Raw genomic sequence first — 22603 nt, 5'->3', positions numbered from 1 at the left:
AGGGTAGTTTCACCGACCATGAGCACGCTGAAGGACCGTCTGACCGCCGACATGCGCGCCGCCCTGAAGGCGCGCGACGAGCTGACCACCTCCACGCTGCGGATGGCGCTGGCCGCCGTCGGCACCGCCGAGGTCGCCGGCAAGGCCAAGCGCGAGCTCACCGACGACGAGGTGCTCGCGGTGCTGACCAAGGAGGCGAAGAAGCGCCGGGAGGCCGCCACCGCCTTCGGTGACGCCGGCCGCACCGAGCAGGCCACGAAGGAGATCGCCGAGGGCGAGGTGCTGGAGCGCTACCTGCCGAAGCAGCTCCCCGACGCCGAGCTGACCGAGCTGGTCGCGGGGGCGCTCGCCGCGGGCGGCTTCACCGGCAAGTCGCAGATGGGCCCGGCCATGAAGGCGGCCCAGGCGGCGGTGGCCGGCCGGGCCGAGGGCGGTCGCGTCGCCGCCGAGGTACGCCGCCAGCTCGGCCTCTGACAGCCGCACCGACCCGCGTACGTGAAACGGGCGGGCACCCCGCGAAGGGTGCCCGCCCGTGGCGTTCGTCCGGCCGGCTCAGCCGCCGGAGCGGCCCGGCGGTCGGCCGGGGGTGTTCGGCGGCCGGTTGTTGTTGTCGGGCGTCGTGCCCGGGGCGGTGCCGCCGCCGGAGCTGATCTGGATGGTGACCACGCCGCCCTTGATGGTCCGGCCGTCGGGGCTGGTGCCGGCGGCCTTGCCGGCCGGGCAGCTCGACGGGACCTTGATGTCGGAGATGACCGCGTCGAAGCCCTCCGCCTCGATCCGGGACTTCGCCTGCTCCGGGTCGAGGCACTTCACGTCGGGGATCCGGCGCTGGTCGCCCTCGGAGATCTTCTTGCCCGGGGGCTCGAAGTTCTTCCGGTCCTTGCCCTTCATGGCGTCGCGCAGCGTCTCGTAGACCGGCGGGTTGATGCCGTCCTTCTGCTTGTGCTTCATCTTGACGTTGGTCTGCGGCCAGTCCGGGTCGGCCATGATGCCGGCCACCGCGTACTGCTTGGTCATCGCGACCAGGGCCGCGCTCTTCTCCGAGTCGGTGGTGCCGGACTTGCCGGCCACCGGCGCGTCGACGATCTGCTTGACCTCGGCCGCCGTACGGCTGCCGCCGCACTTGCTGGTGGAGGAGTTGTCACCGACCGGGCAGCGGGCGGCGTCGACGGCGGCGCGGGCCACCTCGGTGCTGACCCGCTTCTCGCAGCGCGGGTTGGCGATGTCGAGCTTCTTGCCCTCCGGGTCCTTGATCATCTGCACCGGGATGGGCTCGCAGTACTTGCCGTCCGCCGCGAGGGTGGCGTAGGCGTTGGCCAGCTCGAGCGGGGTGGTGCTCGATACGCCCAGGGTGAACGCGCCCCAGTCGTGCGCGGCCGCCTTGTTGTTGGCCCAGTCGTTCTCCCTGGTGACCCGGAACTGGATGCCGAGCCGCTTGGCCACGTCGACCACGTTCTCCGCGCCGACCTGCTGCTGGAGCGGCACGAAGTACGTGTTGATGGAGGAGGCGAAGGCGCTCCACATGTTCTGTACGCCGCCGGCCTTCTTGCCGGAGTTGGTCGGGCAGTACTTGTTGGTGCCCGGGCAGGCGGCCGGGCTGCCCGCCTCGACGATGTATTCCGACTTGAAGGCCTGCGGGGCGTTGATCGTGTAGCCGAGCGGGATGCCCTTCTCCAGCGCCGCCACGATGGTGAAGATCTTGAAGGTCGAGCCGGCCTGGTAGCCCGTGATGCCGTCGCCGCCGGTGAGCAGCGGGTTGACGGTGTTCGGGTAGTTGCCGAGCTTCTTCTTCTTGCGCTGCTTGGGGTCGCTGTGCGGCTTGTTGGCCGGCTTCTTCGGGTCGTCGAGCTTGAAGTTGCGGTTGACCGCGAGCGCCCGCACCCGGCCGGTGCCCGGCTCGACCACCGCCACCATGGCGGCTTCCTTGCTCTTCTCCGACTTGGCCTTGCGGACGGCCTTGTCGGCGCCCCGCTGGGCCTGTGGGTCCAGGGTGGTGACGACGGTGTAGCCGCCGCTCTTCAGCCGCCGCTCCCGGTCGTACGAGGTCGAGCCGAACGTCTCCTGCTGCATCCACCAGCGGTAGAAGTAGTCGCAGAAGAAGCCCCAGCCCTTCTCGTTGGTCGAGACGCAGCCGTTGGGGGCCCGCTTGCCGGTGACCACGAGCTTGGTGGCCTTGGCCGCGTCCGCCTCCTGCTGGGTGATGGCGGTGGTCTCGACCATGTTCTGGATGACGTAGTTGCGCCGGGCGAGGGCCGCCGCGTGGCCGCTCTTGGTGGTCGGGTCGTTGGTGCTCGGCGCCTTCACCATGCCGGCGAGCATGGCCGCTTCCTCGAGCTTCAGCTTGCTCGGCGGCTTGTTGAAGTAGACCTGGCTGGCGGCGTAGATGCCGTACGCGCCGTTGCCGAACGCGGCGATGTTGAGGTAGCGCTCCAGGATCTCGTCCTTGGAGAGCTCCTTGTCGATCTGGATCGCGTAGCGCATCTCGCGCAGCTTCCGGGCGCTGGTGTCCTCGGTGGCCGCGACCACGTCCGCCGGGTGGCTCGCCGAGTAGGCGATGGCGAGGCGGACGTACTGCATGGTCAGCGTCGAGGCGCCCTGCTGGCTGGACGCGTTGGACTGGTTGTTGACGAAGGCCCGGGCGATGCCGTTCAGGTCGACGCCGTTGTGCTTGTAGAAGTCGTGGTCCTCGGCGGCGATGATCGCCTTCTGCATGACGGGCGCGATGTCGGCCAGCTTCACGTCGCGACGGTTCTCGTCGTACATGGTCGCCAGCGGTGTCTTGCCGTCGGAGGCGAGGAGGTAGCTGATCTGCGGCGCGCGGGCCACGGTCAGCTCCTTGGGCAGTGCGCCGAAGGTCTCGGCGCCGGCCTTCGCGGCCAGTCCGGACATCGCCACTGCGGGGAAGGCCGCCGCCGCGACCACCACGCCGGCCAACAGGCCACAGATGAGTAGCGATGCGGCGTTGGTCAGCACATTGTGGTCACGTTTCCGCATCCAGGTCACCTCGACAGGGTACGCGAGTAGGGAACGAGGGGCGCCGGGGCGTTCTTTCCCCATTTCCTGCGCGCGCCGACCTCGTTGTGCTAAACGCACGACCCCCGGTGGGTGGTTGCGTGAATCCGCCGCCGAGTCTCCCTCCTGACGGAGGGGGCCCGCAGCGTTTTCACGGACCCCGACGGGGTAACCGGCGGTCGCGAAGCCCGGGAAGCCGGGAGTGTCCGGAATGATGGATTTCGCCGACAACGTTGCGTAATCAGGCGACTACAGAGCATGATGGTGGCGGCGACAGCGCCACATGTCGTCCGTGCCGCCTTGGGGAAGGCGCGCAGGGCGATCGGGGGGAATGCCGGCTGGTCCGCGACGGGGTCGGTAGGTACTGCAAGGGGGGACGTGTACAGATGGGCATGATCACTGACTGGCCGTCGCTGGCGGCGTGTCAGAACGGGGACCCGGACGCGTTGTTCGTACAGGGCGCCGAACAGAACGTGGCGAAGCGGATCTGCCGGAGCTGCCCAGTTCGGTACGAGTGCCTGGCCGACGCGCTGGACAACCGGATCGAGTTCGGAGTGTGGGGCGGCATGACCGAACGCGAACGCCGCGCGCTGTTGCGCCGCCACCCACAGGTGGCGAGCTGGCGCAAGATGTTCGAGGCCGCGATGAAGAAGAACGCCAAGGACAAGACCGGCAAGGACAAGATCCTCGTCACCACCGCCGGCTGAGCACCGTCACGGCCGGCTGATCGCCGCGCCGATCGTCCGCAGCCCGTCGACGTCGTGCACGTCGGCGGGCTGCGCCGTCACCGACACCGCCGGCACCGCCGGGAACGCCTCGGTGAAGCGGGCCGCCACCTGCCGCTCGCGTACCGCCTGCTGGGCCAGCGCCGCGTGGGCCCGCAGCACCTCGACGGTGCCCTCGTGCCCGCCGAGGCCGGCCAGCCGCTCCGCGGCGGCCAGGCTCTCCGCCGCGTCGAGCCCGGGCACCGCCGAGCGGTGCACCCGGTTGAGCACCAGGCCCGCCAGCGGCATCTTCTCCTCGCGCAGCCGGCCCGCGAAGTAGGCGGCCTCCCGGACCGCGTCCGGCTCCGGCGCCGCGACCAGCAGGAACGCCGTCTCCCGCGCCTGGAGGATGCGGTACGTCTGCTCGGCGCGCTGCCGGAAGCCACCGAACATCGAATCCAACGCGGCGACGAAACCGGAGAGGTCGGTCAGCAACTGGGCCCCGAGCACCTTCTGCACGACCTTGGAGAACATCCCGAACGAGGCCGTGACCAGGCTGAACATGCTCCGCCCGCCGGTCCGCGCCGGGGCCAGCAGCAGCCGCAGCATCCGCCCGTCGAGGAAGCGGGACAGGCGGGCCGGTGCGTCCAGGAAGTCGAGCGCCGAGCGGGACGGCGGGGTGTCCACGACGATCAGGTCCCACTCGCCCCGGGCGTGCAACTGGCCCAGCTTCTCCATCGCCATGTATTCCTGCGTGCCGGCGAAGGTCGAGCTCATGGCCTGGTAGAAGGGGTTGGCGAAGATCTCCGCCGCCTTCGCCGGGTCGGTGTGCTGGAGCACCACGTCGTCGAAGGTGCGCTTCATGTCGAGCATCATGGCGTGCAGCTCGCCGCCGCTGGCCTCGACGTCGATCCCCTTGACCTGGCGGGGGGTGTTGTCCAGCTCGGTCAGCCCGAGCGACTGGGCCAGCCGGCGGGCCGGGTCGATGGTGAGCACCACCGTGCGCCGGCCGTGTCGCTCCGCGGCGCGCAGCGCGAGCGCGGCGGCCGTGGTCGTCTTCCCCACCCCGCCCGCCCCGCAGCACACCACGATCCGGACGCCCGGATCGGCGAGGATCTGGTCGACGTCCAGCTGCGGCGCCGCGTCTTCGGAAGGCACCAATCGAGCGTATCGGGCCGGGTCGGTCCGTGCGCCCGGGCCGGTCGCAGGTGTGAGTCAATCCGCCCGGACGAGGGTCGCGGCGAGCTGGTCCAGGCCGGCCCGGTCCACCCCGTCGGGCAGCAGCGGCAGCTCGGTCATCGGCAGCCCCAGCTCCACCAGGTCGGCGCGCAGCGAATCCTCCAGCTCGCGGCGGATGGCCTGGTCGCGCGCCTCGGCGACGAGCCCGGCCACGGTGTCCCGGTCGGTCGGCAGCCCGGCGGCGCGCAGCCCCCGCTCCAGCTCGCTGGCGGCCACCACCCGCCCGGCGGGCAGCGGGGGCCGGGCGCCGTTGACGATCACCCGTCCCACCGGGAAGCCGAGCTGGGTCAGCTCGGCGATCGCGTCGACCGTCTCCTGGACCGGCATCTCCTCCAGCAGGGTGACGACGTGCACGGCGGTGATCGGGGAGCGCAGCAGCGCCGCGACCCCCTCGCTCTGGGTCTTGATCGGGCCCACCTTCGCCAGCCGGGCCGTCTCGGCGGTGACGTTGAGGAACCGGCCGATCCGCCCGGTGGGCGGCGCGTCCAGCACCACGGCGTCGTACGCGCGCCGCTGGCCTGCGGTGCGGGTGGTCGCCTCCTTCACCTTGCCGGTGAGCAGGACGTCCCGTAGGCCCGGGGCGATGGTGGTGGCGAAGTCGATCGCCCCGAGCTTGCGCAGCGCCCGGCCGGCCGCGCCGAGCTTGTAGAACATGTCGAGGTACTCCAGCAGGGCCTCCTCGGCGTCCACCGCCAGGGCCCGCACCTCCCCGCCGCCCGGCGCGTCGGTCAGGTGCCGCTCCTCGTACGGCAGCGGATCGGTGCCGAAGAGCTGGGCGATGCCCTGCCGGCCCTCGACCTCGACCAGCAGCGTGCGCCGGCCGCCGGCGGCCAGCCCGAGGGCCAGCGCCGCCGCGACGCTGGTCTTGCCGGTGCCCCCCTTGCCGGTCACGACGTGGAGGCGGGCCGGCCACTGGGTGCCGGCCGGGTCGGCCGGCGACTCTGCTGCTCGCACCCGTCGAGCCTATCCAGGCCGTGGGCTCAGGCGACCTCGCAGACCCACCAACCCGTCTTCTTCACCACGGTGAACCGCAGGTCCTGGTCGGCCACCTTCTCGTCCGCGGTGGTCATGGTGACCTTGGTGGTGACCGTGGCGCGGTCGCCGGTCTGGTTGTCCACCTTCGGGGTGCTCCACCGGAACCGGGGGTTCTGGTGGGCCGAGACGTGCTTTTCGACCTCGGCCACCTTGGCGGCGATCTTCTTCTCGTCCCGCGACGAGGAGCAGACCAGGCCGGCCGCCCGGTCCGCGTCGCGCTCCTGGTAGACGGCCTTGAGGAACTCGTCGACCGCGACCGTCGGCTCCTTGGCCCCCGTGCCGCTGTCGGCGTCGCGCAGCGTCAGGAACGCGACGACGCCGCCGCCGGCGCAGAGCAGCAGGATCACGGCCAGGGCGATGGAGGCGACGAGCACGCCGCGCTTCTTCTTCGGCGCGGCGGGCGGCTGGTAGGGCGGGTACCCGGCCGGGGCCGGCGGGATCGAGGGATCCTGGGCGGCGGCGGCCGGGCCGGACGGGGCTGCCGGGCCGGGTGCGGCGGCCGGGCCGGGAGCCGCCGGGCCGGGTGCGGCGGTCGGGCCGGGAGCCGCCGGGGAGCCGGGCTGGTCGGCCGGCGGTCCGACGGGGCCACCGCTGGGTGGTTGGGTCATCTCATCCCCCGGGTTGCGGCGTCGCCGCCTGACCGGGCGACGAGCGTGATCGAGCTGGCGGCGAGCCGGCGGAGCGCCCGTCCGACCGGAAGGGTAACGGTCGGTTCCCCGCTCCGGGGGGCGGCGGGTGCCGTCAGGTTCCTTACCGATGGTGTGTCGCATATGTGACTTTGGGTGATCGTCTGTGCGCGTCCGGTTGGCGTGTCCGTCGCCGCCGACCTACGTTCGCAGCGGCGCGGGGGGCGGGCCGGGCGGAGGGTCCGGACCCGCGAGTGATGACCTGACCAGGTACGACGTCCGGAGGCAAGGCATGCGCGACGTGGACAACATTCCTCGGGCCCAGTTCCCGGCGGGCGACCGGGCGCGGCGGCCCGGCTTCCCGGGGGAGACCGAGGGCGGCGTCGGCCTGCCCGTCAACGAACGGTCGTACCGGCGGCTCGCCGAACCCGTCGAGGTGGTGCGCGTGCCCGCCCGGCCGGGCCCGGGCGCCCGGGACGAGGAGGAGCCCGGCTTCGTCATCCACCTGCCGATCCGGGTCGCCGACCTGCGGGCGGCCACCGCGCTGGCCGGAACGGTCGCCACCTCGCTGAGCTTCCTCAACGAGCTGGACGCCGGCGAGACCACCGTCTCCAGCACCGACGACCAGAACAACCGGCACCGGGTCTTCTGCGACCTGCTGCTGCCGGACCGCTCCCGCTGCCCCCAGCCGTACGAGCACGGCGGCTCCTGCGGGGAGGTGCCGGCGCCCCCGGAGCAGCGTCCCGCGCCCCGCCCGTCCGCCGGACCGTAGGCTGTGCGTCGAGAAGTCGAACTCCAGCCAAGGGAGCCCTCCACCGATGCAGAAGTGGGAATACTCCACGGTCCCACTGCTGGTCCACGCGACCAAGCAGATCCTCGACAACTGGGGTGAGGACGGGTGGGAACTCGTCTCCGTGGTTCCCGGTCCCAACCCGGAGCAGCTCGTCGCCTACCTGAAGCGGCCGAAGGCATGAGCAACGGTCCGCACGCGAAACTCGCCGAACTCGGGCACACGCTGCCCGAGGTGGTCCCGCCGTTGGCCAGCTACGTGCCGGCCGTCCAGTCCGGGCAGCACGTCTACGTCTCCGGGCAGCTGCCGATGGTCGAGGGGAAGCTGCTCGCCACCGGCAAGGTCGGCGCCGGCGTCTCCGCCGAGCAGGCCAAGGACCTGGCCCAGCAGTGCGCGCTCAACGCGCTGGCCGCGATCGACTCGCTGGTCGGCCTGGAGAACGTCGTCAAGATCGTCAAGCTGACCGGCTTCGTCGCGGCCTCCTCCGGGTTCACCGCCATCCCGGGCGTGATCAACGGCGCGTCCGACCTGTTCGGCGCGGTCTTCGGTGAGGCCGGCCGGCACGCGCGCAGCGCCGTCGGCGTGGCCGAGCTGCCCCTGGACGCCCCCGTCGAGGTCGAGGTCGTCGTCGAGGTCTCCTGACCCGCGCCACCTCCCCGCGATCTTGTGTTCGGTGCCCGGCGAAAGCCGTGAACCGGGACGTATCAGAGGCGGAGCCTGCAAGATCGCGGGGAGTGGCCGGCGGGGCCGTACGATCGCAGCCATGACCGGGCACTTCACCGCGCCGGCGGCGGCGCTCGCCGACGGGTTGCCGGGTTGGGTGACGCTGCTGCGTGCCCCGAACCCAGGGCCGATGACGCTCGACGGCACCAACACCTGGGTGCTGCGCGCCCCCGGCCGGGAGCACGCCGTCGTGGTCGACCCGGGCCCGGCCGACGAGGGGCACCTGGCGGCGATCGCCGCGCACGCGCCGATCGGCCTGGTGCTGATCACCCACGGCCACCCCGACCACACCGACGGCTCGCGCCGCCTGCACGAGCTGCTCGACGGGGTGCCCGTACGCGCCGCCGACCCGGCGCACACCATCGCCGGGGAGCCGCTGACCGGGCCGGGCGGGGAGCTGGACGGCCACGGGCTGGGCGTCCGACTCGTGCCGACCCCCGGGCACACCGGCGACTCGGTCTGCTTCCTGGTCGAGCACGGCGACGAGCGGGTGGTCCTGACCGGCGACACGATCCTGGGCCGGGGGACCACCGTGGTCGCTCACCCGGACGGGCACCTCGGGGACTACCTGGCCAGCCTGGAGCTGCTCTCGACGTACCGGGGGATCCCGGCGCTGCCGGGGCACGGCCCGGCGCTGGCCGACTGCGGCGTCGCCGCGGACTTCTACCTGGCCCACCGCCGGGCCCGGCTCGACCAGGTCCGGGCGGCGGTCGCCGCGGGCGCCACCACCGCCGCCGAGGTGGTCGCGACGGTCTACGCCGACGTCGACCGGTCGCTGTGGTGGGCCGCCGAGTGGTCGGTCCGGGCCCAGCTCGAGTACCTGGGCCGGGAATCCGGCGGAGGTGCCGCGGGGTTGGAGCAAGCGTGACCTGCCCGGTGTGCGGAACCGTCGCCGTGCCCGGCGCGCGGTTCTGCCACAACTGCGGCGCCGCGCTGCCGGCCGCCGCGACGCTGCCCGCGGCCGAACGCCGCGTGGTGACGGTGCTCTTCGGCGACCTGTCCGACTTCACCTCCTGGTCGGAGGACCTCGACCCGGAACGCGTCGGCGCGGTCACCGACCGGGTGCTCGCCGCGCTGGCCGGCGCGGTGAAGACGTTCGGCGGCCACGTCGACAAGCTCACCGGCGACGGGATCATGGCGGTCTTCGGGGCACCGGTCGCGCACGAGGACGACGCCGAGCGGGCCGTGCGGGCCGCGCTGTCGATGCAGCGGGCGGTCCGCCGGGTCCTCGACGACGAGCGGGGCGGCGGCGCGCCGCTCGGCCTGCGGGTCGGGCTGAACACCGGCGACGTGATCGCCGGCATCCAGGCCGCCATCGAGTACACGGTCATCGGCGACACCGTCAACACCGCCGCCCGGCTGGCCGACGCCGCCGCCGTCGGCGCGGTCTACGCGGGGGCGCGGACCTCCGCCGCCACCCGGCACGTGGCCTCCTGGCGGGCGTTGCGCCCGCTGCGGCTCAAGGGCAAGCGGGAGCCGGTCGAGGCGTACGAGCTGCTCGGTCTCCTGGACGCCCCGGGCACCCGGTCCGGCCTCGGCGACGAGGCGCCCTTCGTCGGCCGGGAGACCGAGATCGGCCGGGTCGCCGGCCGGCTCGCCGAGGTGGTCGACCGCGCCGAACCCCGGGTGCTGCTGATGACCGCCGAGGCCGGGATCGGCAAGTCCCGGTTCGCCGCCGAGGTGGAACGCCTCGCCGCCGGCTACGACGTGGGCCCAGGCCGGTACGCCGCGCACACCGGCGCCCGGGTGCTGTCGGTGCGCTGCGCCGCGTTCGGCGAGCGCCGCCGGCTCGCGCCCCTGGCCGACCTCGTCCGGGCGGCGGTCGGCCTGCCCAACGACGCCGCCACCGCGCTCACCCGCCCGGCCGTCGAGGAACGCCTGCGCCGGCTCGGCCAGCGACTCAGCCGGTCGGGCGAGCCGGCGCCGGTCGCCACCGACCAGCTCCTGGCCCTGCTCGGGTACGCCGAGCTGCCCGGCGGCGGCCCGGCCGACCAGGGCGAGTGGGGCACCGCCCTGCCCGCCGACGCCGACGCCGTGCCGAACGCGGTCGCGGACCTGCTCACCGGGCTCGCCGGGGAGGCGCCCCTGGTGGTCGTCGTCGACGACCTGCACGACGCCACCGCCGAGACCATCGAGGCGCTCGGGGTCACCCTGTCCCGGCTCGCCGGCCCGGTGCTGGTGCTGCTGCTCGGCCGGCCCGAGCTGGTGCGTACCGCCGGGGCGCTGACCCGGGTCGCCGACGCCGAGGTGCACGCCCTGCCGCCGCTGCGCGGCGCCGACGCGGCCCGGCTGCTCACCACCTACCTCGGCGGCGGCCGGCTGCCGCAGGCCGACGCCGACCGGCTGCTCGCCACCGCCCAGGGCAACCCGTTCTACCTGGCCGAGCTGGTCACCCTGCTGATGGAGCGGGGCGCGCTGACCACCGTCGCCGAGCGCAACTCCCCGCATCCGGGCGGCTGGCGACTGGTGCCCGGCTCGCTCGGCAGCCGCCTGCTCTCCCGCGACCTGGCCGCGGTGCTCGCCGCGCGCATCGACGCGCTGCCCGCGGAGGCCCGCTCCGTGCTGCGGGACGCGGCCGTCGTCGGTGACACGGTGCCGGACGGTGCGCTGGAGGCGCTGCGCGAGCAGCGGGCCGGCCGCGACGGCCGCCCGGCGGCGGTGGTCGCCGTCGAGCTGGAACGGGCGGTGGAGGAGCTGCTGCAACGCCGGATGCTGCACCGCACCCGCACCGGGTACGCCTTCGCGACCCCGCTGATGCGGGAGGCCGCGTACGCCGGGGTGAGCAAGGCCGAGCTGGCCGAGCGGCACGCGGCGCTGGCCCGGTGGGCCGCGGCCGGTCCGCCGGCGGGGGCGGGCGCGCCGGGCGGCTTCGCCGAGTCGGCCCGGGACGTCTTCGTGGCCCAGCACGTGGAACGGGCCGCCGCGCTGGCCGACGCGGTCGGGCTGCGGCCGGACGCGCCGGCGCGGGCCGTCGTCGGTCTGGGCGTCGCCGCGCTCGGCGGGGCCGCGCGCCGCTCGTTGCAGGCGGGTGAGCCGGCGTTGGCCGTGGAGTACGCCGAACGCGCGGCCGAGCTGGCCCGGGACGGGGTGCCGGCGGCCGACCGGGTCGTGCACGCCCGGGCGCTGCTCCAGGTCGGACGCCCCGCCGACGCGCTCGCCTTCGCCGAGAAGATCGCCGCCAACGCCGGCGACGAGTCCGCCGTCCGGGCCAGCGCGCTGCTGCTCGCCGGGCAGGCCCACCAGACCATGGGCGACCAGGCGCGCGCGGTGGGCTGCTGGCAGGAGGCGTTGCAGGTGGCCACGGCCGGCGGGCTGCCGACGCTGCGCGCCTCGGCGATGCGCCGCCTCGGCATGGCCGACTTCGTCGCCGGGCGGTTGGGGCAGGCCAGCAGCCGGCTCGCCGCGTCGTACCAGGTCAGCCTCCAGTCGCAGGACCGCCGGGGGCAGGCGTGGTCGTTGCAGAACCTGGCCTGGGTGACCACGACCCGGGGCGACTTCGCCGGCACCGACGCCGTGCTCGGCCGGGCCGCCCGGCTCTTCGCCGAGCTGAAGGACCCGTACGGGCGGGCCTGGCTGCGCGGCACCACCGCCTTCGCCCGGCTGCTCGCCGGCCGGCTGCGCGAGGCGTGCCGGATGGCGCAGGTCTTCCTGCCGTTCGGCGAGCGGGTCGGCGAGGCGTGGGCGGTGGGCACGCTGCGCGCGGTCGAGGCGTTCGCCACCGCCGAGCTGGGCGAGCTGGGCGAGGCGGACCGGGGGGCCCGTCGGGCGTACCGCGAGTTCGCCGCCGCCTCCGACGACTGGGGGCGCGGGTTCGCGCTGGTCGTCCGGGGCGTCGTGGCGCGCGGGCTGGGCGAGCCGGGGCACGCCGCCGACCTGCTCACCGACGCGCTGTCGTACGCCGACCGGACGTCGCACCCGTTGCTCACCGGGATGGCCGGCACGCTGCGCGGGTTCGTGGCGCTGGACCTGGGCGACTGCGACACGGCCGAGCGGGACGCCCGGTCGGTGCTGACCGCCGTCGAGCCGCACAACCCGCAGGCGCCCGCCCAGGTGGGGCCCCGGGTGCTGCTGGCCACCGCCCGGCTGGCAGCCGGCGACTCGGCGACCGCCGTGGGGCTGCTCGCCCCGGTGGCCACGGCCGCCGCCACCGTGCCCTCGCTGCTCTTCTCCCGCCGCCAGACCATGGCCCGGTACGCGTCCGCCCTGCTCGCCCACGGCCAGTGCGAGCAGGCGCTGGACTGGGCCCGGCGGGCCGTCGCCGCCCCGGCGGAGGACGTGCGCAGCCAGGTGGTCGCCGCCCGGGTGCTCGCCGAGGCGCTCGCGGCCTGCGGCCGGTCCGCGGAGGCGCTCGCCAGCGCCGAGGAGGCGGTCCGCCTGGCGTACGCGACCGAGCAGCGCAGCGAGCGTGCCGCCGCCGACGCCCTGCGGGCGCGACTGTCCACCCCCTAGTCCCGCGCACCCCGGAACCGGAAGGTCTGGCGGTTCTGGGGATGCGGTGTGTCGGGGATGGCCGATAGCGTGTCAGGTCCGAGGGGCGGTCGGTCGTGCGACCGCGTCGGGTCTGGGGAGGGCCGTGATGAGGTTGCCGCGTTCGGCCGCCGGATGGACGATCGCGGTCTTCGGCGTGCTGGCCCTGCTCATGGGCGCGGTCGGGCTGGTCTGGCCGGAGGCGCTGCTGCGGATGCTCGGCTTCGAGGTGCCGGCGACGCGCGCGGCCGGCGACCACACCGGCACCTTCCTCATCGCCTCCTCGATGGCCTCGTTCAACATGGGGGTCTACTACCTGCTCGCCACCGCCACCGAGTGGCGGTCGTTCTACCGCTTCACGGTGCTGTTCCGGCTGGTCACGTTCACGGTGTTCAGCATCGCGGTGCTGGCCGACATCGCGCCCGGGCGGTTCTTCGGAGTGGCCGTCTGGGAGGGTCTCGGCGCGGTGGCGACCGCCGCCGGGCTCTGGTGGGACGACCGTCGTGCGGGCCCGGGGGCGGTGGGCGGCGGAGGCGATTCCGCAGCCGGTGCCGTTCCGGCCGCTGATGCGGTTCACTGAGCCGTCGGTCCGGTTGGGTATTTTCGAGCTGTGACCGCGACCCCGCCCGGCGCCCTGCCGACGCCCATTGTGCCCGGTCTGACCGATCTGCACGTGTTTGCCAGGGGAGGCTACGCGACGATCTACAAGGCGACCCAGATCTCGGTGGGGCGCGAGGTCGCGGTCAAGGTGGAGAATCGCACCCTCGACAGCGAGCACGACCAGGCCCGCTTCCTGCGCGAGGCGCGGGCCGCCGGGCGGATGTCGTCCCACCCGCACGTCGTCGACCTCTTCGACGTCGGGGTCACGGTCGACCAGCACCCCTACCTGATCATGGAGCTCTGCGACGGCTCGTACGCCGAGCGGATGCGGACCTCGCCGCTCGGGCCCGCCGAGGCGCGCGACCTCGGGGTCAAGATCGCCGACGCCATCGCCCACTCGCACGCCGCCGGCGTGCTGCACCGCGACGTCAAGCCGGCGAACATCCTCCACTCGCACTTCAACTCGGCGGTGCTGGCCGACTTCGGGCTGGCCGTGGTGGCCGAGATGCGTGACGCCTCGGTCGCCCTGGAGGTGCTCACCCCGGCCTACGCGCCGCCGGAGATGTTCAACCACAGCCCGCCGTCGCCCGCCGTCGACGTCTACGCCCTCTGCGCCACCCTCTACGCGGTGATGCACGGCCGCCCGCCGCGCTGGCAGTCCGAACGCAACCCCAGCCTGGTCACCGTGCTGGAGATGTTCCACCAGCCGGTTCCCGGCCTGCCCGGGGTGCCGGCCGAGATGATCGACGTGCTCCGGGCCGGCATGTCCAACGACCCCGGTGAGCGTCCCTCGGCCGTCGAGCTGCGCGACCTGCTGGTCGGCCTGCCGCTCGGTCCCGTTGGCTCCCCGGCGGCCGGCACGGGCATTCCGGGTCCGGTCAGCGGCGTGCCCGGCCCCGTCGGCCCGTACGGCGTGGACCACGCCTCCCGGCCCGCTCCGCGACCGCCGGTGGAGGACCTCCACCCCACGGTGCCCACCGCCGGCCAGCGGCGTCGGCGGCGCTGGTTCCTCGGCGGCGCCGGGATGGTCGCGTTGGCCGCCTCGGCCGGCGCCGGCGCCTGGCTGGCCGGCGCGGTCTCCAGCCCGGGCCCGTCGCCGACGGCCGGCGTGGCGGCGACGAGCACGGTGCTGCCCGCCTGCGCCCTGACGACCGCGTTGCCGGCCGGCGCGGGCTGCGCCGACGAGTTGGAGTGCTTCGGGCCGATGGAGGTGCGCGGCGCGCGGACCCGGGCGCCCCGGGTGCCCTGCGACGGCCAGCACACCTGGGAGAGCTACGCCGAGGGCAAGCTCCCCGACACCCTGGTCGGCGCCGGCCACGACGAGGTCAGCGCGGCCGCGGTGGTACGCGGGGTCTGCAACGAGACCACCTTCCGGCTCACCAGCGGGATCAGCTACGCGGACGGCTGGAACCTGGAGGTGCTGCCCCCGGCCAGGGCCGACGCCGACCGGACGTACCGCTGCCTGGCCGGGCGTGGGCTCGACGCGCTCGCCTCACCCACCCTCACGGGCCGCTGAGCCGCCGCGTCCCCGGTGGCGCTCCCGCATGGCGCGGACGGCCTCCCGGTGGTCCAGCGACTCCAGCGTGTCGGCGTCGACGCCGTACAGTCCCCCGACGGGCTGCCCCGGGCCGCTCGGCGTGACCGCCGGTTCCGGGCCGTCGTCCTGCCGGGCCGCCGCCACGGACACCGCCGCGATCATCGTCGTGAGTACGCAGAGCAGCGCCAACGCCACGCCGACGAGATCCTGGCGCCCCCACACGATCAGCGTCACCAGCAGGGAGGCCGCCACCAGCGCGGCCGCCACCGCCTTCGCCCGCGCATCGGGCCTCGCAAGTCTCACCCGTCCAGGATGTCCGAGCGGGGCCCGCTGTCAACCGGGTCGCCAGCACCGGATGCAATGATCTTCACCGAGATCGTCGCCGTGATCGTCGGTGTGGGAGAGGAGTGCCGGTGACCCGCGTCTTCCGGATCGTCGCCGCCGTGCTGCTGTCGGGTGCGCTGGCCGCGTGCGCGTCGGACGGGACGCCGGAGCCCGCGACCGCGCCGCCCCCCGCGACCGCCGCCGCGCCGACGTCCCCGGCCGCCCCGTCGGCCGCCCCCGCGTCCTCGGCCGCCCCCGCTTCGCCGGCCACCCCCGCGTTGCCGGCCGCCCCCGCCTCGGCGGCCGCCGGTCGTGGCGGGTACGCCAACCCGGACGAGGCGATCGCCGGACACCTGTCGGCCGTCCCCGGGATCCGCTACCTCGGGCTGTGCAAGAACGCGAAGCGCGATCCCGCGGCGATCTGCGCCCTCCGGATGGGCTTCGTCGACCGGGACGAGGTCTACGGACTGGGTGCCCCGCACAGCGAGATCGTCGGCTTCCTGCTGCTGCGCAAGGGATCCGCCGGCTGGCGGGTGGCGGACGAATACGCGCCCGACGGTGCGAAGGCCAAAGCGCCGGTGTGGATGGCCGGCATCGGGTGAGCCGGCGCGCCGGCTGACACCGGGCCACTGCACCTGGCCGCCGTCAAAGCGTCGACGTCAAAAGCGTCGACGGTGAACATTTCGTTACATCGGTCAGCGGTTTGTCGGATATGCGGCCGTTCGCCGGCCGGTGATACTGGTCCGCCGTTCCTAGAGTGACGGAGGTCGAGCCACGGCTCGACCGTCCTGTCGCCCACCGGAAGGCGTCCACATGCCACGACGAAACCGGTCCCTCGCCGCCGCGGGAATCGCCGGCGTGCTCCTCGCCGGCGCCGCGGTCGCACCCGCCGCCGCCGCACCGTCCCCCGCCGGCGGGGACCGTCCGGTCACCTCCGACCGGACCAGCCCGCAGGAGGCCCGCCGGGTCGACCGGGTGCCCACGCCCGAACTGGACTGGTACGCCTGCTACGACTACGCCGAGTGCGCCACCGTCCGGCTGCCCCGCGACTACGACAAGCCGAACGGCCCGACGACCGAGGTCGCCGTGCTGCGGGTCAAGGCCCGCGACCAGCAGCGGAAGATCGGCAGCCTCTTCGTCAACCCGGGCGGCCCCGGCGGCTCCGGCACCGACGTCGCGCTCGCCGCGCCGTACTTCCTCGGCGACGAGGTGCTGGACCGCTTCGACGTCGTCGGCGTCGACCCGCGCGGCGTCGCCGCCAGCCAGCAGGTCAGGTGCTTCCCCTCCGTCAAGGAGCAGACCCGGGCGTACGCCGGGCTGAACGTGGCGTTCCCGTTGACGAAGGCCGAGGAGAAGGCCTACGTGGCGTCCTCGAAGGCCGTCGGCAGGGGCTGCTCCACCACGGGCAGGCCGCTCACCGGCGCGATGTCGACCGCCGAGGTCGCCCGTGACATGGACGTGCTGCGCCGCGCCGTGGGGGACCGGAAGCTCACCTTCCTCGGCTTCAGCTACGGCAGCATCCTCGGCCAGTACTACGCCAACATGTTCCCGGACCGGGTCCGTGCCCTGGTGATCGACGGCGTGCTCAACCCCAACGAGTGGGTCGGCCAGGGCAGGGCGCGCAGCCTGCCCCAGGAGGACCGGATGCGCAGCGCGCAGGGCGCGTACAAGGCGCTGCGGGAGATCCTGGTGCGCTGCGACAAGGCCGGCGCGGAGGCGTGTGCGCTGGCCGAGGGCGATCCTGTCGCGTCGTTCGAACTGGTCGCGAAGCGGCTGCGGGCCAAGCCGGTGGTCATCGAGGACCCCGACCTCGGCCCGGTCACCGTCACGTACGCCGACTTCATCGCCGCCAACCTCAGCATGCTCTACGGCCCGACGGGCTACGCCGAGGTCGTCGACCTCACCGCCGCCCTGCTGGTGCTCACCGACCCGGCGTCGTCGCCGGCCGCCCGCCGACCGGCGACGGCCGACGTGACCCGCCAGGCCGTCAAGGCCCGCGAGCAGGCCCGCCGGTACGACTTCCCGTACGAGAACGGGTTGGAGACCTTCCTCGGCGTGGACTGCACCGACGCGTACCACCCGAAGGACGCCGGCTCGTTCCCGGCGCTGGCCGCGAACGCCGACAAGCGCGACCCGTACTTCGGTCGGCTGTGGACGTGGGTCACCTCGCCGTGCGCCCGCAAGAGCTGGACCGTGCGGGACTCCGACGCCTACACCGGCCCGTTCAACCGGCGGACCGCCGCGCCGGTGCTGGTCGTGGGCAACTACTGGGACCCGGCGACCAACTACCGGGGCGCGGTCAGCTCGGCCCGCCTGCTGCCGAACAGCCGCCTGCTCAGCAGCGACAGCTGGGGGCACACCGCGTACGGGACGTCGGCCTGCGTGACCGGCGCGGTCGACGCGTACCTGCTGCGCGGGGCGCTGCCGGCCAACGGCAAGGTCTGCGTGGGCGACGTCCAGCCGTTCGCCGAGCTGCCAGCCGAGCCGGAGGCGACCCGCCGGGCGGAGGCGTCGAAGGGTGCGCTGGCCGCCGAGGGCGCCCCCGTGCGGGGCGAGCCGAAGCGGCTCCCGCCGGTGGTCGCCCCGCTGCCGGCGGTCGGCACGCTGACCGTCCGCTGAGGACCCGGGGTGCGGCGGGCGATCGGGCGCCCGCCGCACCCCGGCCCACTCAGTACGACTTGTCCTGGCCGAGGACGTGCTGGGCGACGAAGTTGAGGATCATCTCGCGGCTGACCGGGGCGATCCGGCCCGCGCGCACCGCGCCGAGGAGCGTGGCCACGCCGTACTCGGTGGTCATGCCGGCCCCGCCGAGCACCTGGACGGCCGTGTCGACGGCCAGCGCGGCGGCCTCCCCGGCGGCGTACTTGGCCATGTTGCCGGAGACCCCGGCCTCCAGGTCGCGGCCCGCGTCGTAGAGGGTGGCCGCCTTGTGGATCATCAGGCGGGCCAGCTCGACCTGCACGGCGGCGTGCGCGAGTGGGTGGGAGACGCCCTGGTGGGAGCCGATGGTCCGGCCGCCCCAGACCTTGCGGGCGGCCGTGTACTCGCTGGCCCGCTCGATCGCGTACCGGCCGGTGCCGGCGCCCATCGCGGCGACCGTGATCCGCTCCGGGTTGAGCCCGGCGAAGAGCGCCGGCAGGCCGGCGTCCAGCGACTCGCCGACCAGCGCGTCTGCGGGCAGCCGCACGTCGTCGAGATAGAGCAGGAACTGGTTCTCCGGGGAGACGATCTCCATGTCCAGCTTGGAGCGGGTCAGCCCCGGCGCGTCGGTCGGCACGACGAACAGCGCCGGCTTCAGTCTCTGCGGAGTGGCATCCCCTGTGCCGGCCTGGCCGTCTTCGACAGCGACGCGCGCCACCACCAGCACGTACGACGCCTCGTCGACGCCCGAGATGTAGCACTTGCGGCCGGAGAGCAGCCAGTCGTCGCCGTCGCGGCGGGCCACCGTGCCGAGCCGGTGGAAGTTGGAGCCGGCCTCCGGCTCGGTGATCGCGAAGACCACCTTCAGCGAGCCGTCCGCGAAGCCGGGCAGGAAGCGCTTGCGCTGCTCCTCGGTGCCGTGCCGGGCGATCACCGTGGCCGCGATGGCGGGGGAGACCACCAGCAACAGCAGCGGGCAGCCGGCCGCCGCCAACTCCTCGCAGACGATGGCCAGCTCGGTGATCCCGCCCCCGCCACCGCCGTACTCGGTGGGGATGTTGACCCCGAGGTAGCCCAGCCGGCCGGCCTCGTCCCACAGCTCGGTGGTGTGCTCGCCGGATTTCGCCTTGGCGACGAAGTATTCGTGGCCGTACCGGCGGCCCAGCGCGCGCACGGCGTCGCGGAGCTGGTCCTGCTCGGGGGTGAGGTCGAAGTTCATCGGGGGCCTCCAGGATCACTCGGGGTTGACCACGGCCAGCACGGCGCCCGTGTCGACCTGCCCGCCGGCCGCGACCGGAAGCTCGGCGACCACGCCGTCGGCCGGGGCGAGCACGGGATGTTCCAGCTTCATCGCTTCGAGGGTCAGCAGCAGGTCGCCGGCCGCCACCCGCTGACCGACCTCGACGTGCACCCGGGTCACCGCGCCGGGCAGCGGCGCGACCAGCGACCCGGCCGCCAGCTCCGCCGTGGGCTCCGGGAAACGCGGCAGCTCGGCGAGGCTCGCCGCCCCGTCCGGGCCGTCCACGAAGACCTCCGGAGACACCCGGTGTACGCGGTACGCCCGCCGCACCCCGTCGACGTCGAGCACCACCCGGTCCGGCGCGGCCTGGACCAGGCTCACCACCGGCGTCGGCCCGTCTGCCGGGGCCGCTCCGTCGGTGCGGGCGGTGCAGCCGGCGCCCAGCGAGGTCGACCACTCGGCGAGGCCGCCCGAGCGGTCCAGCCGGTAGCGGACCTCGATCTCGCCGTCCGGTCCCGCGTAGCGGGTGACCTGCGGGAAGGCGGGCACGTTGCGCCAGCCCGACGGGAGGCCGGCGAGCACCGGCGCGGCGGCCCGCCGGGCTGCGGCGGTGGCCAGCGCGGCGGCCAGGGCCACCAGGGGGAGCTGGTCGGCCGGCAGCAGCGGGGCGAAGACCTCCCCGTGCCGGTCCAGGAAACCGGTGTCGATCTCCACGGCGCCGAACTCGCGGCTGCGCAGCACCCGGACCAGCAGGTCGCGGTTGGTGGCCACGCCGTGCAGCTCGGCCCCGGCCAGCGCGCCGGCCAGGGCGCGGGCCGCCTCGGCGCGGGTGGGTGCCCAGGCGATCACCTTGGCGAGCATCGAGTCGTAGTGGACGCTCACCTCCGAGCCGTCCACGACGCCGGAGTCGAGCCGCAAGCCGGCCCGGGAGAGGTTCTCGAACTCGCGCTCCACCCCGGGAATCGCGAACCGGTGCAGCACCCCCGCCGCGGGCCGGTACCCCTGCGCCGGGTCCTCGGCGCACAACCGCACCTCGATCGCGTAGCCCCGCACCGACACGCGGTCGTGGAGGTGTTCCGGCAGGGGCTCGCCCTCGGCCACCAGCAGTTGCAGTCGGACCAGGTCCAGGGCCGCGAGGGTGACCAGCTCGGTGACCGGGTGCTCGACCTGGAGGCGGGTGTTCATCTCCAGGAAGTAGATCTCCCCGTCGGGCGCGAGCAGGAACTCGACCGTGCCGGCGCCCACGTAGTCGACCGCCCGGCCGGCGGCCACCGCCGCCTCGTGCAGCCGCTCCCGCACCTGCGCGGGGAGGACGCCGGGCGCCTCCTCGACGATCTTCTGGTGCCGGCGCTGTATCGAGCACTCCCGCACGCCGAGGGCGACCACCGTCCCGTGCGTGTCGCCGAAGATCTGGACCTCGACGTGTCGGCCGCGTTCGACGTACCGCTCGACGAAGACCGTGCCGTCGCCGAACGCCGCAGCCGCCTCGCGGCGCGCGGAGGCGACGGCCTCGGCCAGCCCGGCGGCGTCGCGGACGATCCGCATGCCGCGCCCGCCGCCCCCGGCGGACGCCTTCACCAGCACCGGGAAGTCGGTGATCTCGTCGGCGTCGGTCCAGGTGGGCAGCATCGGCACGCCCGCCTCGGCGAGCAGGGCCTTCGCCGCGACCTTGTCGCCCATCGCGGCGATCGCCTTCGCGGGCGGGCCGACCCAGGTCAGCCCGGCGTCGGTCACCGCGGCGGCGAACTCGGCGTTCTCGGCGAGGAAGCCGTAGCCGGGGTGGACGCCGTCCGCCCCCGTCCGGCGGGCCGCGTCCAGGATGAGATCGATGCGCAGGTACGTCTCGGCGGGCGTGTTCCCGGGCAGCCGGACGGCGTGGTCGGCCTCGGCGACGAACGGCGCGCCGGCGTCGGCGTCGGAGTGCACGGCCACCGTCTCGACGCCCAGCGCCCGGCAGGTGGCGAAGACCCGGCGGGCGATCTCGCCCCGGTTCGCGACCAGAAGTCTCGTGATCATGGCGTTCCTCGCGCTCACATGCGGAAGACGCCGAAGCCGTCGGCGCCCCTGACTGGTCCGTTGTGGATCGCCGACAGGCAGAGCCCGAGGACGGTACGGGTGTCGCGGGGGTCGATCACCCCGTCGTCGTAGAGCCGGCCGGAGAGGAAGAGCGCGCCGGACTGCGACTCGATCTGCTGCTCGACCATCATCCGCATCGCCGCGTCGGAGTCCTCGTCGTAGTCCCGGCCGCGGGCGGCGGCGGCCTGCCGGGCCACGATGGACAGCACGCCCGCGAGCTGCGCCGGCCCCATGACCGCCGACTTGGCGTTCGGCCAGGTGAACAGGAACCTCGGCTCGTACGCCCGGCCGCACATGCCGTAGTTGCCGGCGCCGTAGGAGGCGCCGAGGTTGACCGTCAGGTGCGGCACGGTCGAGTTCGACACCGCGTTGATCATGAGTGCGCCGTGCTTGATGATGCCGCGCTGCTCGTACTCGGTGCCGACCATGTAGCCGGTGGTGTTCTGGAGGAAGACCAGCGGGGTGTCGGCGGCGTTGGCGAGCTGGATGAACTGGGCCGCCTTCTGCGCCTCCTCGCTGAACAACACGCCCCGGGCGTTGGCCAGCACCCCGACGGGATAGCCGTGCAGCTCGCCCCAGCCGGTGACCAGGGCGGTGCCGTAGGCCGGCTTGAACTCGTCGAACTCGCTGCCGTCGAGCACCCGGGCCAGCACCTCGCGCGGGTCGAACGGCACCTTCAGGTCGGCGCTGGCGATGCCGAGCAGCTCCTCCGGGTCGTACCTCGGCGGGGCCGGGAACGGGTTGCGCGGCGGCGGGCCCTGCTTGCGCCGGTTCAGCCGGCGTACGCACTGGCGGGCGAGCCGGATGCCGTCGGGCTCGTCCTCGGCGAGGAAGTCCGCCAGCCCGGACATGCTCGCGTGCATGGCGGCCCCGCCGAGGGACTCGTCGTCGGTGACCTCGCCGGTGGCCATCTTCACCAGCGGCGGCCCGGCCAGGTAGACCTGCGACCGGTCCCGGATCATGATCACCTGGTCGGACATCCCCGGCACGTACGCGCCTCCGGCGGTGGCGTTGCCGAAGACCACGCTGACCGTGGGGATCTTCGCGGCCGAGAGCCGGGTCAGGTCGCGGAACACCCGCCCGCCCGGGATGAAGATCTCCGCCTGGGTGGGCAGGTCCGCGCCCGCCGACTCGACCAGGTTCACCATCGGCAGCCGGTTGGCCAGGGCGATCTCGCCCGCCCGGCGGGTCTTAGCCAGCGACCACGGGTTCACCGCGCCGCCGCGTACCGTCGGATCGTTCGCGACGATCAGGCACTCGACGCCCTCGACCACGCCGATGCCGGTCACCACGCTGGCGCCGACGGGAAAGTCGGTGCCGTACGCCGCCACCGGCGACAGCTCCAGGAACGGGCTGTCCGGGTCGAGCAGCAGCTCGATCCGCTCCCGGGGCAGCAGCTTGCCCCGCTTGTGGTGCCGGGCCACGTACTTCTCGCCGCCGCCGGCGCGGGCCTGGTCGAGGGCCGTCTCCAGCTCGGCGAGGCGCTCCAGCAGCGCCTCCCGGTTGGCGCGGTGCCCCGGCGAGGACGCGTCGACCGCGCTGCGCAGTGTCGTCACAGGGCCTCCTTCGTTCGTGACTGCGGGGCTCGCA

General features: G+C 74.0%; 19 protein-coding genes. 11 read left to right on the top strand and 8 right to left on the bottom strand.

The genetic code is table 11. The features are described 5' to 3' along the window. Window positions 1-18: 18 nt before the first annotated feature. Entirely contained in the window at window positions 19-474 is a 456-nt protein-coding gene (locus ACN27A_RS19965; RefSeq protein WP_132238537.1) for a GatB/YqeY domain-containing protein, read from the top strand. 78 nt (window positions 475-552) lie between these two features. Here ACN27A_RS19965 and ACN27A_RS19960 read toward each other — a convergent pair whose 3' ends face one another. Continuing rightward, complete coding sequence (locus ACN27A_RS19960) at window positions 553-2994, bottom strand: penicillin-binding protein (protein WP_421455650.1); 2442 nt, start codon at window positions 2992-2994, stop codon at window positions 553-555. A 404-nt stretch (window positions 2995-3398) separates the two neighbouring features. Here ACN27A_RS19960 and ACN27A_RS19955 point away from each other — a divergent pair, with 404 nt between their 5' ends. Then, window positions 3399-3719 carry a WhiB family transcriptional regulator gene (locus tag ACN27A_RS19955; protein WP_132238543.1) on the top strand — a complete coding sequence of 107 codons (321 nt, stop codon included), beginning with the start codon at window positions 3399-3401 and terminating at the stop codon, window positions 3717-3719. 6 nt (window positions 3720-3725) lie between these two features. Here ACN27A_RS19955 and ACN27A_RS19950 read toward each other — a convergent pair whose 3' ends face one another. From ACN27A_RS19950 to ACN27A_RS19940, 3 genes are read right to left on the bottom strand one after another with little or no spacing between them, the layout of a single operon-like run. After that, complete coding sequence (locus ACN27A_RS19950) at window positions 3726-4877, bottom strand: ArsA family ATPase (RefSeq protein ID WP_421455648.1); 1152 nt, start codon at window positions 4875-4877, stop codon at window positions 3726-3728. A gap of 54 nt (window positions 4878-4931) precedes the next feature. Beyond that, window positions 4932-5909, bottom strand: a complete 978-nt coding sequence (locus ACN27A_RS19945; protein ID WP_421455645.1) for an ArsA-related P-loop ATPase — start codon at window positions 5907-5909, stop codon at window positions 4932-4934. Window positions 5910-5935: 26 nt separating this feature from the next. Next, window positions 5936-6598, bottom strand: coding sequence for a hypothetical protein (locus ACN27A_RS19940; RefSeq protein WP_421455643.1), 663 nt, complete (start codon window positions 6596-6598; stop codon window positions 5936-5938). Between the two features lie 310 nt (window positions 6599-6908). On the opposite strand from ACN27A_RS19940, the gene ACN27A_RS19935 reads away from it, so the two are divergent. The 7 genes from ACN27A_RS19935 to ACN27A_RS19905 all read left to right on the top strand — a co-directional run bounded on the left by ACN27A_RS19935 (window position 6909) and on the right by ACN27A_RS19905 (window position 14712). After that, window positions 6909-7388, top strand: a complete 480-nt coding sequence (locus ACN27A_RS19935) for a hypothetical protein (protein ID WP_421455641.1) — start codon at window positions 6909-6911, stop codon at window positions 7386-7388. A 46-nt stretch (window positions 7389-7434) separates the two neighbouring features. Next, window positions 7435-7590: a DUF4177 domain-containing protein gene (locus ACN27A_RS19930; protein ID WP_018222171.1), complete on the top strand. Its 156-nt coding sequence runs from the start codon at window positions 7435-7437 to the stop codon at window positions 7588-7590. Further along, the gene (locus ACN27A_RS19925) at window positions 7587-8048 is read left to right on the top strand and encodes a RidA family protein (protein ID WP_421455638.1); all 462 of its coding nucleotides are present in this window, start codon (window positions 7587-7589) and stop codon (window positions 8046-8048) included. The genes ACN27A_RS19930 and ACN27A_RS19925 overlap by 4 nt, the downstream gene beginning before the upstream one ends. Before the next feature lie 121 nt (window positions 8049-8169). After that, complete coding sequence (locus tag ACN27A_RS19920; RefSeq protein ID WP_421455636.1) at window positions 8170-8997, top strand: MBL fold metallo-hydrolase; 828 nt, start codon at window positions 8170-8172, stop codon at window positions 8995-8997. After that, a complete protein-coding gene (locus tag ACN27A_RS19915) occupies window positions 8994-12578 on the top strand; it encodes an adenylate/guanylate cyclase domain-containing protein (RefSeq protein WP_421455633.1) in 3585 nt (1194 codons plus the stop codon). Before ACN27A_RS19920 ends, ACN27A_RS19915 begins: the two co-directional genes overlap by 4 nt. Window positions 12579-12705: 127 nt before the next feature. After that, window positions 12706-13176 (top strand): hypothetical protein, encoded by a 471-nt coding sequence (locus ACN27A_RS19910; RefSeq protein ID WP_421455630.1) that lies wholly within the window; start codon window positions 12706-12708, stop codon window positions 13174-13176. A gap of 30 nt (window positions 13177-13206) precedes the next feature. Then, window positions 13207-14712, top strand: coding sequence for a protein kinase domain-containing protein (locus ACN27A_RS19905; RefSeq protein ID WP_421455628.1), 1506 nt, complete (start codon window positions 13207-13209; stop codon window positions 14710-14712). Here ACN27A_RS19905 and ACN27A_RS19900 read toward each other — a convergent pair. Then, window positions 14689-15036 carry a hypothetical protein gene (locus ACN27A_RS19900; RefSeq protein WP_421455625.1) on the bottom strand — a complete coding sequence of 116 codons (348 nt, stop codon included), beginning with the start codon at window positions 15034-15036 and terminating at the stop codon, window positions 14689-14691. The two genes, ACN27A_RS19905 and ACN27A_RS19900, sit on opposite strands and share 24 nt — an antisense overlap. A gap of 110 nt (window positions 15037-15146) precedes the next feature. Here ACN27A_RS19900 and ACN27A_RS19895 point away from each other — a divergent pair, with 110 nt between their 5' ends. Together ACN27A_RS19895 and ACN27A_RS19890 are read left to right on the top strand one after the other, a co-directional pair. Next, window positions 15147-15659, top strand: a complete 513-nt coding sequence (locus ACN27A_RS19895; protein WP_421455623.1) for a hypothetical protein — start codon at window positions 15147-15149, stop codon at window positions 15657-15659. 211 nt (window positions 15660-15870) lie between these two features. Then, window positions 15871-17676, top strand: a complete 1806-nt coding sequence (locus tag ACN27A_RS19890; protein ID WP_421455620.1) for an alpha/beta hydrolase — start codon at window positions 15871-15873, stop codon at window positions 17674-17676. A gap of 49 nt (window positions 17677-17725) precedes the next feature. On the opposite strand, the gene ACN27A_RS19885 is transcribed toward ACN27A_RS19890, so the two are convergent. From ACN27A_RS19885 to ACN27A_RS19875, 3 genes are read right to left on the bottom strand one after another with little or no spacing between them, the layout of a single operon-like run. Next, window positions 17726-18916 carry an acyl-CoA dehydrogenase family protein gene (locus ACN27A_RS19885; RefSeq protein WP_421455617.1) on the bottom strand — a complete coding sequence of 397 codons (1191 nt, stop codon included), beginning with the start codon at window positions 18914-18916 and terminating at the stop codon, window positions 17726-17728. 15 nt (window positions 18917-18931) lie between these two features. Then, complete coding sequence (locus ACN27A_RS19880; protein WP_421455614.1) at window positions 18932-20953, bottom strand: biotin carboxylase N-terminal domain-containing protein; 2022 nt, start codon at window positions 20951-20953, stop codon at window positions 18932-18934. 14 nt (window positions 20954-20967) lie between these two features. Further along, window positions 20968-22569, bottom strand: a complete 1602-nt coding sequence (locus tag ACN27A_RS19875) for an acyl-CoA carboxylase subunit beta (RefSeq protein ID WP_421455612.1) — start codon at window positions 22567-22569, stop codon at window positions 20968-20970. Window positions 22570-22603: the final 34 nt, after the last annotated feature.

Origin of the sequence: Micromonospora sp. WMMD737, assembly GCF_049179055.1 — a bacterium.
In the GTDB taxonomy this organism is placed as follows: domain Bacteria; phylum Actinomycetota; class Actinomycetes; order Mycobacteriales; family Micromonosporaceae; genus Micromonospora; species Micromonospora reichwaldensis.
This window is presented reverse-complemented; position numbering and strand designations above follow the sequence as displayed.

Excerpts from the sequence above, each read along its gene's own strand:
- ACN27A_RS19930 (WP_018222171.1), top strand. The coding sequence starts at position 7,435 with ATGCAGAAGTGGGAATACTCCACGGTCCCACTGCTGGTCCACGCGACC.
- ACN27A_RS19920 (WP_421455636.1), top strand. The coding sequence starts at position 8,170 with ATGACCGGGCACTTCACCGCGCCGGCGGCGGCGCTCGCCGACGGGTTG.
- ACN27A_RS19965 (WP_132238537.1), top strand. The coding sequence starts at position 19 with ATGAGCACGCTGAAGGACCGTCTGACCGCCGACATGCGCGCCGCCCTG.
- ACN27A_RS19935 (WP_421455641.1), top strand. The coding sequence starts at position 6,909 with ATGCGCGACGTGGACAACATTCCTCGGGCCCAGTTCCCGGCGGGCGAC.
- ACN27A_RS19955 (WP_132238543.1), top strand. The coding sequence starts at position 3,399 with ATGGGCATGATCACTGACTGGCCGTCGCTGGCGGCGTGTCAGAACGGG.
- ACN27A_RS19885 (WP_421455617.1), bottom strand. The coding sequence starts at position 18,916 with ATGAACTTCGACCTCACCCCCGAGCAGGACCAGCTCCGCGACGCCGTG.
- ACN27A_RS19880 (WP_421455614.1), bottom strand. The coding sequence starts at position 20,953 with ATGATCACGAGACTTCTGGTCGCGAACCGGGGCGAGATCGCCCGCCGG.
- ACN27A_RS19960 (WP_421455650.1), bottom strand. The coding sequence starts at position 2,994 with ATGCGGAAACGTGACCACAATGTGCTGACCAACGCCGCATCGCTACTC.
- ACN27A_RS19940 (WP_421455643.1), bottom strand. The coding sequence starts at position 6,598 with ATGACCCAACCACCCAGCGGTGGCCCCGTCGGACCGCCGGCCGACCAG.
- ACN27A_RS19890 (WP_421455620.1), top strand. The coding sequence starts at position 15,871 with ATGCCACGACGAAACCGGTCCCTCGCCGCCGCGGGAATCGCCGGCGTG.
- ACN27A_RS19910 (WP_421455630.1), top strand. The coding sequence starts at position 12,706 with ATGAGGTTGCCGCGTTCGGCCGCCGGATGGACGATCGCGGTCTTCGGC.
- ACN27A_RS19925 (WP_421455638.1), top strand. The coding sequence starts at position 7,587 with ATGAGCAACGGTCCGCACGCGAAACTCGCCGAACTCGGGCACACGCTG.